This window comes from Dictyobacter aurantiacus (assembly GCF_003967515.1).
GTDB lineage: Bacteria > Chloroflexota > Ktedonobacteria > Ktedonobacterales > Ktedonobacteraceae > Dictyobacter > Dictyobacter aurantiacus.
In genome coordinates this window covers 50465-63316 of sequence record NZ_BIFQ01000002.1, presented here as the reverse complement: position 1 = coordinate 63316, position 12852 = coordinate 50465, and the positions used below count along the sequence as shown (strand labels likewise).

Sequence of the window (12852 nt, the reverse complement as noted above, 5' to 3'; positions counted from 1 at the left end):
TTGAGCATGCTAGAAGCATGTTTAAATGCCCACCAGACCTCTTTTTCACAAGTCATGGGTGTTCCGCTGTCTGCGCAAGCTCTTGCATGCTCTGTGCGGTCGCCAGCGTCAAAGGGTTATCGGCTCCCAGCGTCTGTTGCTGTATGCGTAAGGCACGTTGATAGAACGCGGTTGCTTGCTGGATGCGGCCCTGCGCCTGCCGGAAGCGCGCCAGGTGATAGAGCGCCTCCGCCAATCTCTCATCATCCAATCTCAGTACGTTTTCACGCAGATACAAGAGTTGCTGAAAATGACGCTCGGCCTCTTCATCCTTTCGCTGCTCGAAATGCAGAATAGCCAGTTCAAGAATAACATCACTCACCAGGAACTGATCAGGGTTCTGTAATTGCTCACGAATCCTGAGCGCACGCTGGAAACATGCTTCGGCCTGCGCGTATCTTTTTTGCTCGCGGTACAGAGTCCCCAATCGATTAAAAGAATCAGCTACCTGGGGATGGTTAGAACCCAATTGTTGTTCGCAGATCGCTAACGCTCGTCGATAGCAGTGTTCAGCATCTTCATAGCGGCCCTGTTTCTGATAGAGTTTGGCCAATTCATGCCAGACAAAGGCCACACGAAAATGCTCGCTGCCCAGATGCTTTTCACGAATTCTTAGTACCTGCTGAAGGATTTCCTCGGCCTCTACATAGCGTTCCTGCTCCGCATATGGCGCCGCTAATATTATCAACGGATTAGCTATGGCAAGATTGTCAGGATCCAGGTGCTTCTTGAGCAGGTGGACTGACCGTAAACAGAGCGCTTCTACCCGGGCATATTTACGTTGCTTCACATACACGTATGCTAATCCGTTCAACAGGGGAGGTAAATCAAGACACTGAGGGCCAAAGCGTTGTTCATAAAAGTCGATTGCGCGCAGGTAAAGGGCTTCCGCCTGAGCATCCTTTCCCTGATTATTATACAGGGTGGCCAGGCCATACATCGCCATTCCTACCCTGATATTGTCCCGGATCTCCGGTCGTTCATAGAGAGACAACGCTTGCTGATAAAACTGCTCCGACTGTCCATACTTTCCCCAATCATGATAGAGGGCTGCCAGTTGCACCAGTTGCCTGGCGACGGGCAAAGGATTGGTATCCTGAGAGCACTCCCATATGGCCAGTGCTCGTTGATGCAATGCCTCAGCCTGGGGATACACCGCGTGTTCTTTTAGGTACCAGCCTGCCCTACTCAACAGGCCTGCTGCCTCGGACGACAGAATCCGGTAGTCCTGGATCAGGGTGTCACAGGCCTGCACCTGATCAAGATAACGCTGGCAGAGCGACCAGCCCTCAGTTTGAGCAGTGTTCTCAGGAAAAATAGCATTCATGGCCAGCACCAGACGTTGCACCCACTGGCACCGCTCCTCTGGCTGCATGCCTTCCAGGTGCACTACCTGGACCAGACGATGGATGCTCAGAAGGTTATCCTCTGTGAGACGCTTGATCAAGGAAAATGAGAGCAGGATCTCTAGCATCTGATTCAATGTAAAACGGGAACCAACCGCCTGTCGCAGGAGGGGTGGCCAGTAGGGCGCTCCTTGTTCGAGCAATTCTTCTGGAATAGCATCCGGGGCCAGGAAGGCACACAGTTCGAGCAGCATGGCCGCCGCCGGGTTGGTTTGTTTCACCTGCTGCAACGAGAGGGACCAGGTAGTAGCGACTGGTTCGTGATAGCTCGTGGCTTGCCGACCACGACGCGCGAGCAACATATAACGATGCTGCTGATAGAGCAGGCGATAGTCATGAAAGCTACAGCCAGTCTCTTCGATGTACGCGGCCGCCTGGTCGAGCGCGAGTGGAAACTGCCCCAGTTCTATCGCGATGTTGGTTGCCTCATCGGTCTCTTCGGGGGAAACGCTCTCAAGGCGTCGGGCTCGCTGAAGCAAGAAGTGTGTACTTTCGGCCAGACCCATCGTGTCGATGGCAAAAGAGAGAGGAATCGTGCCCACTGCATTCGCGCGCGTTGTCAGCAAAATGTCACCGTTGCCCCATATCGGCAGAAAAGGCTGGATAAGCGCCAGGTCATCCACGTTGTCCACGATCAATAACCAGGGATGCTGGCACTCCTCCAGCCAACGTTTGACGGCGGCGTTCAGCTTGTGCTGATCCGTTTCATCAGTGAGCGGATCGCCGGGGAGCAGGCGGGCCAGCGCTATAAAGCTGGCCTGGATCGACTCTGCGGTGGCGGCCGAGATCCAGAGCGTATGGGTATAGCGTTTCTGCGCCAGTGCGCGATAGGCGTATTCAATGGCGATTTGTGTTTTGCCGATACCTCCCAACCCTTTGATCGCCTGCGCCTGTGTCAAGGCGACCCGGCGGATCGCGGCTGGCTGCGCTGTCTCTGTGGAGGAGAACTGCTGCGCGATCTGATCGAGCAGGTTGTCGCGTCCAGTAAAATGGGGATTACGCGCGTAGGGAATAGTCCAGAGCGATAGCTCTGCAGATGACGGTGCTGTGGTACGCGTGTCATTCTCCGTATGCGCGGGCGTCTCATCCCCCAGGCCCAATTCACTAGCGCTGAGCTCAAATATTTCACAGAGTTTGATACGGTAGTAGGTGTTAGGCTGCTGAGTACCGCGTTCCCAGCGCTGAACCGTAATCATTGTGGTGCCCAACTGGTTGGCCAGGTCCTGTTGGCGCCAGTTACGTAGAATGCGCTGCTGACGCAAAAGCGTATTCTTTGGCATGCACCTTCCTCCTTTTCTTAGCCATATCGCCGCTATCAAGATAATGCCAGATAGGGTCTACAAAGTCTGTTCTTACTGGCACAATTGTACTCAATAAATCTTCTCGTATTACTCGCCTAAAGCGTTATCTCAATTGAATATGCACCACACGGGCAAGTTGTAGTCTTAACGATAGTTAAACGATAGGTGAGGGCACGGTCAAGGGCAGAACGGCCTGGGTAACGATTTGGCAGAGTTTGAGGGCATCACTGCTCAAACAGTGATGCCCTCAAACTCTGCCGTTTTCGCATTGACCTTCGTAAATAATAACGAGAAAACCAGACGTTATTGCGCCGACGCGGCCGGAAGAGTCCTTCTTCCCAGGATGATATATACCGTCTGTACCAACACCGTTCATGACAGGTTCGTCGAAACATCAAAGGCATAAAGCCTTCCGAAATTGTGTATGATGCAGAAAAAGATAGGAGAAAAAATGGTGCATGCTGGTCTCTGCATGTCATCTACATAACCAGACACAACGTATTTGAAGCAGCGTTAGCATACCCGGCATCCAGAAGTCGCTCATCCCATTGGCGCTGTTCCTCTAGCGTAAGACGTTCCATCTGTACCAATTGCACCAGACGATGCACACTCAGCATACGTTTCTCAGGCAAGCGCTTCACGAGAGAAAAGGCCAGCAAGGTTTTACACATCTGATCAAAGCGCAAGCGATCTGACACAGCCGTGCGGAGCGCGTGAGGCCAGTGTGGTGCCCCGTTTATCAGCAGTTCTTCGGAAATACGGTCTGGCTTCAGGAACGCGCACAATCGTAGAAATTCCGCTGCAGCCTGATTCGCGCATTCCACCTGCTCAAACGCGAACGACAAGGTTGTCACCACCGAATCAGGATGACCGACATATTGTCGTCCACGACGAGCAAGCAGCGCATGGTGGTGCTGTTGATAGAGATGGTGGTATTCACGAATACTACAACCAGTCTCCTCAATATAAGCACCCGCTTGATCCAGCGCCAGGGGAAATTGTCCCAACGCGACGGTAAGGTTCGTTGCCTCATCGATCTCATTATCAGATGCATGCGTCCGTTGTGCGCGACGTAGCAATAGTTGTGTCCCTTCTGACACATCCATACTGTCTACCTCTAACACGTTTGCCATGATACAGACTGCGCTGGCGCACGTGGTCAGCAACACATGGCCAGAACCACGTGCTGGGAGGTAACGCTGGATCAGGTCCAGGTTATCGGCGTTGTCCGCAATCAGAAGCCATGGCTGCTCACACTCCTCTAGCCAACGGAGCACCGCCCGTGCTCGTTGATTCTGGTTCATCACCTGGCAGCGATACTGTTCAGGCAGTACATCCACAAGCACACTGTAGCTGTTGAGCATGCTCTCTTCATTGGTCGCATTGATCCATATCGTGTGGGTGTAGCATCCCTGTTCATGGGCGCGGTAGGCATATTCCAGCGCAACCTGCGTTTTGCCAATGCCTCCAAGACCCTTCAGCGCACATATCTGAGGAACTCCTGGCTGGCACATGGACAACATATGCTCCCGCTGATCGAACGAGAACCGAGCAGTCAATCGTTCAAGCAGCTGCTCTCTCCCAGTGAAAATAGCATTGCGGGTATACGGTACTGTCCAGAGCCCCTTCTCCACATAAGAGATGCTGTGCCGGAACTCTGGCCCTGAAAGCTCAGATCTCGCTTGAATCTCGCTCACAGATTGAGCGTTGCCATCTCCCACCAGGCCCAGTTCCTGTACAGTACGTCCAAAGAGGGCACACAGCTTCGCACGATAATAGATACTCGGTTGTTGAGTACCTCGTTCCCAACGTTGGATGGTAAGAACAGTAATCCCTAACTGATCAGCCAGGTCTTGCTGGCGCCAGTTGTGAAGAATACGTTGTCGACGCAAATTTTCATTTCTGGGCATATGCCCTCCTTTCCATAGCGATCACTTCCAATGTATAGGGACAGTGAGCAAATCTCAGACACATGGAGTGTCCATCATGCCATCTACTACAAAGAAGAAATGGCAGCGGCAGGCAGAACTCCTGGCATCATTCACAGTTGCTTGCCACCTGAAAGGACTCCTGGTGTATTAATCTAATACCTTAACAATATCAAAGGCGCTTGAGGATGTCAGTACCCATCAGATCTCACTTTGCTTCCCGTTACATAACATGAAGTTGACCCAAAAAAGGGCATCCGCAGAAATTCGTGGGAACAACACGGCCAGGCCAGAAGCGTTTTTCCCTTCAAGCGTTTTGCTGATACATAGGTATGAACTTCTGGTGAGACCGACGATAAGTACCAACCTGCGTTCTAAGAGGTATGCCTCAACGGCGATCCCTAAGAAAAAATCCTCTTTCTCTTTAAAATGGCATCTGCCATTTTTCGTGGTGGATTACTGTGGACTTCCCCGTTTTTATGTCGTCAAGGAAGCATAGGGTCATATCCCTTCACGAAGGTCCATAAAAACGGGGGCATCCACCTTGAGCTGATGCTCTCAAGGCGGGAACATACGCTTCTGTCGTCACGCGTGTTGAATGGATTGGCATGCGTGTGGCTATATGTTTTTTCGATTGAGAGCATCGCGCACCGGTACGCCATACGTAGATGCATTGAACCAGTTGGGATAGATGGCCCCTGGCTCCGTCAGCCTGTCCAGCGCCGCGAGCTCATCGGTGCTGAGCGTCAGCGCATGCGCGACCATCGGGTTCGGCGCTCAAAGGAGCGGGTCCTGCGGGCGACTGCTGAGCTCTTGACCGAAAACGGGTTGGGTGGCGTCAGCGTGGAGGAAGTGTTTCGCCGATCCGGGGTGGCGAAGACCACTATCTATCGTCACTGGGCAATACGAGCAGATCTGATGATCGATGCCTGCCTCCTTTTATCGGTTTGAGTATGGACGACTTTAGAACTTTATGCTGAGCAGACCTGCTCAGATATGGGTTGCGCATATCATGAGCAATGCTTGCAACAAAAACCAATATGGTAAGCCTATTCGGCAACCCTGTGAGTAGGATTTTCTTGCAAGAGATCCTGTACGTATGTGCCACCTATGTCCTGAGTCGGGTTGATGCTGAGGTCAATAGCTACTGTTTCATCGAATCACTGGATGAAGCAGATTGGCAAATCCCATCCGATCCAGAAAGTCTGCCTGGAGTTTCCAGAGGAGGGCATTGCCTTCTTCTACATGAGCGTTCGAAAAGTCTACTACGGAGCGGAATGGACGTGACCCGGTGGGCAGACCCACAATTCGCACAATCTCGTCGGCGACCGCCTGTGGATTGGCATCCACACCAGGTGTGAAAAGATTACTCGTGGCTTCCTCATTGCGTGCCACCATCCCATCCAGGCGTGCATAGGCTCCCATCGTCGCGGTATCGGCGGGACGCGTGGCATCCGGGAAGTGCTCGGTGCCTTGCGTAAAGGGCCCTGGCATCACAATGCAGGTTTCGATGCCGAACTGGCTGACTTCGTAGGCGGTCGTTTGAGCCAGACCATCCATCGCCATCTTGGAGGCGACATAGGGACCCAGGAAGGGGGGAACGACTACTGATGTGGTGCTGCCCGTGTAGAGGAGGAGGCCGGTGCCCCGCTCGCGCAAGTGCGGCAGAACGGCGCGGTTGACCCGCACCACCCCCAGGGCGTTGGTGTCGAACAGATGCGTGATCTCCTCCGCTGTAAACGCTTCGACATACCCGACCATGAGATGTCCTGCATTGTGTAGAACAGCATCTATGTGGCCCTGCTCCTCCAACACAGTCTGCACCGCCTGGTTAGCCGACTCTTGAGAGGTGACATCCAGCTCGACGACGTGCAGGTCCACCCTGTGGGATTGAGCGTAGTCACGTTCTGCTTGTGCACGTGTCGCGTTGCGAGTAGTGATATTACGCATGCTTGCGTAGACGGTATGTCCCGCCCGGGCCAGGCTATGAGCGGTTAGTTGCCCAATGCCGGTAGCGGCACCAGTAACAAGAATAACAAGTGGGCTGTTTGCTTGAGCCATGGTAGTATCTCCTGATGTTTGTTGATGGTGTTCTCAAATGAATTGGTAGAGGTATAGTATTCTCCGAGTAGGATGAGGGCCTGACAGGTACGGTTGACCTGTACCTGCCAACACGCTCTAAATGAAACCGCCGTTCGCACGCAAGACCTGTCCAGTGATCCATTCAGCTTCCTCGCTTGCCAGAAACAGCACCGCTCTGGCAATATCTTCCGGTTCACCAAGACGACCAAAGGCCATCATCCGCTTGAACGTCTCAATTTGTGCTTCTGATTTATCAGCGGAAAACAGGTCCGTGTTCACCGGTCCAGGGGCGATCGCATTGATCGTAATGTTTTTGGAGCCCAACTCCTTAGCAAGCTGCCGAGTGATTTGTTCAACGGCGCCTTTGGTGCCCGCATAGAGACTGTAGGTAGGAATCATTTGCCCAAGGACAGAGGAGGAGAAGTTAATAATACGGCCACCTGCCTGGAGGTACCTGGCTGCCAATTGGCAGGCAAAATAGGTTCCTTTCACATTGATAGCAAACTCCCGATCGAAATCCTGTTCTGTGATCTGTTCAAGAGGCTTGGTCGTCATAATCCCGGCATTGTTGACGACAATATCAAGGCGTCCAAATTGTTCAATGGTGGCCTGGAACAAAGCTTGCAGGTCTGCAATGTGACTGACATCTGCCTGCACAGCCAGAGCCTGACCGCCGTTTTGCCGAATACGATGCACGATCTCATCAGCAAAACCTTTGTTGTGAGCATAATTGATGACAACGTTCACTCCGTTGGCAGCCAACGCTTCTGCGATGGCCCGACCGATTCCGCGTGATGCTCCAGTGACAAGAGCGACTTTGTTGACCTGAGGTGTACCCATTCTGGTATCTCCTAGAAGAATCTTATCAAGAGGTAATTTCCTTATCGCGAAGCAGGGACCGTATGTCATCGGTTTTCTCTGCTTCCTCAATTACCCCATCCATTACATGTGTAGAGTATAGAGGAGATCGGTGGAGCAAAGCTTGGACATTCTTGTTGTCAGTTTGGATATTTTGACGATCTTTGTGGCAATGTAACCCACACCATAGCGGTCCAGAGTGCTCTGAATACGCACACGACCGCTTCGCTGTACGAAGCCTTCGCTCCTGCCTTGACGCGCCGCTTGTGCGAAAAATTGAAAATCCATTACACCCTAAACAAGGTAAAATTCTCACGTCCATCCCAGGGATTGGCACCATTCAGGCCGCGGCGATCATTGCAGCGATAGGCAATGTGCTCAACTTTGAGCATGCCTCAGGTCTCAAAGCCTACTTTGGCTGGCCGCCGCAAGAGGAACATTCAGGCTTGTCGTTGGATCGCGTGCATTTGATTTAGGATAGGTGTTCTCGGATGTAGGATGGAGTGACTCCTAAAACGTGTCGCATATGACGGGTTAAATGGCTTTGATCGTAAAATCCTACTGTCGTGGCTATCTTAGCGATAGAAAGTCGTGTTGACTTGAGCAGGTGTTGGGCACGTTCTAGACGGCGTTGCACGATATAGGTGTGTGGAGAAAGACCGGTTGTTTGGCGAAATAGGCTTGAGAAGTGGGATGTACTCAGGCCTACTTCAGCTGAAAGTTCGGCGAGTCCCAGATCATCGGAGAGCCGATCCTCAATGATAGACGTAATTTTTCGTAACAAGTGTGGTGGCAAGCCTTTTGTGATCTCTGGTGGATTGGGAGGGGTGCTCGTGTATTTATGAATCAGGTGAGCCGCTAACGCTGTAGTGAGGCTCTCGACGTAGAAACGTCCCGATGGTCCCCCTTCAAGGAGTTCTGCCAGCAAGGCTGAACTGATGTGTTGAATGCGTGTATCCTGCACACTAAAATGGTCCAGTAGCTCAATATGCTGCTGATTGTAATCCTCTGAGACCATTTGAAGCAAAGCGGGGGTGAGTAAAATATGCATATGTTCAGCGCCATCTGTATGGCGCCATATGCTTTCAGTCCCGGCAGGCACGATTTGTAAATTCCCACGAGCTATGATGTGATGAAATATCCGCCCGTTTCGTACTTGCTCAATCTGGATGGGCGACCCCTGGTGCAGGCAAATCCTGTGAGATGATGAACTTGGATAGACATATTCTCCGCCAGCATGATAGCGTTGTTCAATTACAATATTTTTCCATGCCAGAGACTCGCTGGAGTGAAGTAATCCCTGCTGAGAATTGGCTTGAGTAGAACCGGTGATCTTTCTTTCCATCGTCTCTATACTCCTTTCTAAGAATACCTATCATTCTGTAAGTTGTATCACTGCAAGCTTGCCGTAATATACCACCTTACCAACTGCAGTGCAAAGTCACAAGTTACGGCTAGTGCCAGTCCAGATCGAGTATGACAGATGTGGTGCACTTAAGGAAAACCCCTGAAAGAGTTCTATGCTGCATCCCATTCCTGTGACCTTGTCCGAAACTGATCGTGATTCTCTCCAGACGTTCATCCACGCTGGCAAAACCAACGCGTCTTTGCGCGGGCCTATGCACTGCTCAAAGCCGCCGAGAGCTGGACCGATGCGCAGATTTGCGACGCATTCGACGTGAGCCGCAACACGTCCATCAAGGTGTGGCGGAAATATCTGAAGGGGGACTCGATGCCGTGTTACAGGATGGGAGCCGCTTGTACCACAGCAGCACGAACCGGCAATGAGCGTGTCAGCAAGGTATTTTTCCCCCAGTGGTGGTATCAATAGTGGACAGCAAAGTATCAATTGCGCTCGCCGCCCCAACGTTGCAACAAGAGGTCTATCCTTTTCTGGTTGCGCTTGTGCAGAGCACGCAAGAGACGGCGCACTTTGCGGTCATTGATGGCCATTCCGTTGGGTATGTAGCACAGGTGGATTCGCCCCATCCCATTCACATGTATGCTCATATTGGCTGGCGTGGACCACTGCACGCGACTGCAGCAGGAAAAGTGCTGTTGGAATTCTCCGATGAGGCGTTCATTCGTAGTTTCCTGACACTGCCCCTTGTTCCCTATACCGCCTGGTGAGATATGTTCTCGTATGAAGGGAACATATCTTTGTCTTACACAATCGTTGGGGAATTTTCTGGTTTTAGCATATATCAATAAAAAATTTCTAAGATCATCAGTGGGATGATCTTAGAAAGAGTCTAAGCTATCCTTTTAAAACTATGGGATGAGCAACGAGATGCACCTTTAACTGAGGTGGCTTCATTGGCACCGTTAGCGCCGGTGTATACTGAGCCGGTAAAATGGTTTCATGATTTGTTGCGGTAGGATACCCACGACTTCAGGCGTGGGAGGAATACCGCACTCCTTTCTCATACCTATATCCATCACCATGATGAATGATTCGGCAATACTGAACACTGATCCCTTGAATGGTTCCCTGAGCGGTCGTGATATTAAAAAAACCACGTGCCCGCACGGCGACACGCCCGAGATAGGTTCCCCTCTTTTTGCCTTTGGAGACATGCGCTTTGACGATATCTCCTGTTTGAAAGCCTTTGACCTTCTTTGCCCCTTTGGCAGAGGTACGCGGAAATCCATACTTGTCTGGTAAACACATCTGCCGATTGCCATGTCCCGTCGCTGTGATCAGAAGAGGCACGATCCCCTCGGTGATCAGATGCTCTGGCGTGCTTTTCCCAACGCATGCCGCATCGAGCCAATGCGTTTTCGGAAGATTCCTGGTGGTTCGATTGAACTTCGTCAACCCGCCACTTCCTACTTCAACAGGCAACCCCGTTGCCTTCAGACGTTCAAACAGGATCCAACGTGTTGCATTCACGGCTGCTGCGTCCTTCAGGGATCTCTTTGCCTGAGCGAGAATACCGTGCAAACGATCTGGTTTCTTCTTGAGAAACACGGCGATATCCAGGGCTCCTTTGGCACGATTACATTGCTCGCACGCCAACGTTAAATTGCTGACGCGATTGGTGCCCCCATTGGCACGAGCGTGAATATGCTCTACCTGCAAAGGCCGATCACTGGCTCGTAGGGTAGTAACCGTGTGCCTTAACATATTGCTATGTCAGGTTTCACTGAAACCCCCTCCGAACCGGACTTACACGTTTCCGCGTATCCGGCTCTCCGAATTTTCCTGAGTTTTTTCTTTTTCTCACTGAGCGTTCCTGTGTGCAGTTCGTCATGGCATTCAACACAAAGCACCATTGTTTTGCGTCGTCGCTCGATCATTTGCCGTTCCCAAGGGGTTTTCCCTTCCAGGTTTCCCAGTTTACGAACATGATGGACTTCTACCTGGGTGCCTCTGATGCCGCACCACTCGCACTCAGATGCGAGCAGGCGTTTCGATAACTCGTTTCGGCTCTGATACACCCATGTCTTGGGAATGAGGTCCACTGACCCGTATGTCACCTTTCTCTTTTTCAGTTGGCTGGTAGAGGTGATGAGTTCGTACTCTTTGGTCCCTTTGCCTTCCTTTTCGAGGCAGATGACATATCGATTGGGTCCCTTTTTCAGACTTTTAGTTACTTTCTTGATCGAGCACTGCCGCTTTCCTGCCAATGTGCAGAAGAAGCTTGTCATGGTAATCCAGAGGACTCCTCCTGCCGCATCTGCTAGATTGTCTGCCAGTGAGTAATACCCTAAAAATCCTCTCACTTCCGCATTGTAGGTCATGAGAATTTCCAATTCACTAAGGTTGAGCAATTTGTTTCGATGTTTTCCTTGCCAGCTATTCGTGTCTCCGTATTCCTGGGCAAATTTAATGGTTTTGTCCACCGGCATCAGAAGGGTAAGTTGGTAAGCCCCGGTACGTTGCGTTTTAACCCCTTGCTGTGTTTGGAAGCGGAGGATACGTTTTCCTGACCAGCGTTTGATGTCGTATCCAAGGAACCGAACTCGATTTTTGGCGTTGGTTACTACTGTTTTCTCTGCTGAGAGTTCGAGTTGGAGTTCTTCTCTCAGATACTCTCCTAACCAGTTTTTTAGTGCTTCAGCTTCGGCCTTGTTCCCGTTAATTCCTACGAGGAAATCGTCGGCGTACCTTATGTAGTGGAGCCGCCTGTATCCTGGGTCCATCGGGTCCGTTGCATCGGTTTGGAGCATCTGTTGTTGGAGTTGTTTGTATTTTTTCCATGCTCCCGTTGCTCTGGCTTTTTTCTTTGCTCGCCATTTGGCTTTTCTCAGCCGTTTGTACTCATACGTCATCTTCCTTTTTTTACCTTGATCGAACTCAATTATTTTCGTTGCCATTGTTCGATCAAGTTCATCTAGGTAGATATTCGAGAGGACAGGGCTAAGGGTTCCTCCCTGTGGAACTCCTGAATACGTCTGATGATACCTCCAATCTTCGACGTATCCAGCTTTTAGGAATTGTTCGATCAGGTGGAGAAACCGTTTGTCGGTAATTTTTTTGCTCAGTATCCTCAGGAGTGTATCGTGGTTGACATTATCGAAATACCCTTTAATATCTCCTTCTACCCACCACCGTATTCCCCTCATGTCTCGTTTGACCGCTTCAAGGGCCGTATGGCAGCTTCTTTCTGGTCTGAAGCCGTGTGAGTATTCCGAGAACGTTGGTTCATAGATGGCTTCCAGGATAAGCTTGAGCACCGTACCCAGGAGTTTATCCCGAAAACTGGGTATACCAAGCGGGCGCTGTTGACCGTTGGGCTTTGGGATATAGACACGTCGGACGGAGAGAGGTTTGTATCGTGACGCTTTCAAGTCTGCAATTGCGTCTTGAATGAGTCTTAATCCTACCCCGTCAATGGTTTTCCCATCTACCCCAGGTGTCATATTGCCCGGTTTTGGCGCGATACACTGATATGCCAGTAGCCAGAGTTCGACGTTATAGAGCTTTTGGTACAACTTATCGAACGTGACTTCTGGTTTTAGGGTCATTTTGCTCAGTATTGTAAGCACTGCGTTTGGGTGTTGCACTATGTGCTCCTCTTTCATTCTTACAACTGAAAATTCTGCATCCCTTGGCCCTGTATGCGGCTTTCCCGCACTCCATGGGCAGGTCGTTGCTCTCCTGCCGACTACTACGGACGCTCCGTCATCTGGTCTGATTTTCAGGCACGTCTGCCATAGCGTTTTGTCTCCATTGACTCTCCGCGTTCAGACTCGGATGATCCCCGTTTAGGCATCATTCAGATACTCTCGATG

The 12852-nt window shown here is 51.1% G+C and carries 9 protein-coding genes and 1 pseudogene; 3 read left to right on the top strand and 7 right to left on the bottom strand.

Going from position 1 to position 12852, the window contains the following annotated elements; all coding sequences use genetic code 11:
* Positions 1–52 precede the first annotated feature (52 nt).
* Together KTT_RS25105 and KTT_RS25100 are read right to left on the bottom strand one after the other, a co-directional pair.
* Positions 53–2725 (bottom strand): tetratricopeptide repeat protein, encoded by a 2673-nt coding sequence (locus tag KTT_RS25105; RefSeq protein WP_126599955.1) that lies wholly within the window; start codon positions 2723–2725, stop codon positions 53–55.
* A 500-nt stretch (positions 2726–3225) separates the two neighbouring features.
* The gene (locus tag KTT_RS25100) at positions 3226–4656 is read right to left on the bottom strand and encodes a helix-turn-helix domain-containing protein (RefSeq protein ID WP_126599953.1); all 1431 of its coding nucleotides are present in this window, start codon (positions 4654–4656) and stop codon (positions 3226–3228) included.
* Between the two features lie 630 nt (positions 4657–5286).
* On the opposite strand from KTT_RS25100, the gene KTT_RS37235 reads away from it, so the two are divergent.
* Positions 5287–5625, top strand: a complete 339-nt coding sequence (locus KTT_RS37235) for a TetR/AcrR family transcriptional regulator (RefSeq protein WP_235845866.1) — start codon at positions 5287–5289, stop codon at positions 5623–5625.
* 201 nt (positions 5626–5826) lie between these two features.
* On the opposite strand, the gene KTT_RS25090 is transcribed toward KTT_RS37235, so the two are convergent.
* On the bottom strand, positions 5827–6735 hold the full coding sequence (locus KTT_RS25090) for an SDR family oxidoreductase (RefSeq protein ID WP_126599951.1): 909 nt from the start codon (positions 6733–6735) through the stop codon (positions 5827–5829).
* Positions 6736–6852: 117 nt separating this feature from the next.
* Positions 6853–7596, bottom strand: coding sequence for an SDR family oxidoreductase (locus KTT_RS25085; protein ID WP_126599949.1), 744 nt, complete (start codon positions 7594–7596; stop codon positions 6853–6855).
* 284 nt (positions 7597–7880) lie between these two features.
* Here KTT_RS25085 and KTT_RS25080 point away from each other — a divergent pair, with 284 nt between their 5' ends.
* The gene (locus KTT_RS25080; RefSeq protein ID WP_160146127.1) at positions 7881–8090 is read left to right on the top strand and encodes a transposase; all 210 of its coding nucleotides are present in this window, start codon (positions 7881–7883) and stop codon (positions 8088–8090) included.
* Here KTT_RS25080 and KTT_RS25075 read toward each other — a convergent pair.
* The gene (locus KTT_RS25075; RefSeq protein WP_126599945.1) at positions 8087–8959 is read right to left on the bottom strand and encodes an AraC family transcriptional regulator; all 873 of its coding nucleotides are present in this window, start codon (positions 8957–8959) and stop codon (positions 8087–8089) included. The genes KTT_RS25080 and KTT_RS25075 overlap by 4 nt on opposite strands.
* A 485-nt stretch (positions 8960–9444) precedes the next feature.
* On the opposite strand from KTT_RS25075, the gene KTT_RS25070 reads away from it, so the two are divergent.
* Entirely contained in the window at positions 9445–9744 is a 300-nt protein-coding gene (locus KTT_RS25070; RefSeq protein ID WP_218031007.1) for an IclR family transcriptional regulator domain-containing protein, read from the top strand.
* A 262-nt stretch (positions 9745–10006) separates the two neighbouring features.
* On the opposite strand, the pseudogene KTT_RS25065 reads toward KTT_RS25070, so the two are convergent.
* Positions 10007–10705 (bottom strand): annotated as a pseudogene (locus tag KTT_RS25065) (HNH endonuclease); the annotation flags it as partial.
* A gap of 29 nt (positions 10706–10734) precedes the next feature.
* Positions 10735–12624, bottom strand: coding sequence for a reverse transcriptase/maturase family protein (locus KTT_RS25060; RefSeq protein ID WP_160146126.1), 1890 nt, complete (start codon positions 12622–12624; stop codon positions 10735–10737).
* Between the last annotated feature and the right edge of the window lie 228 nt (positions 12625–12852).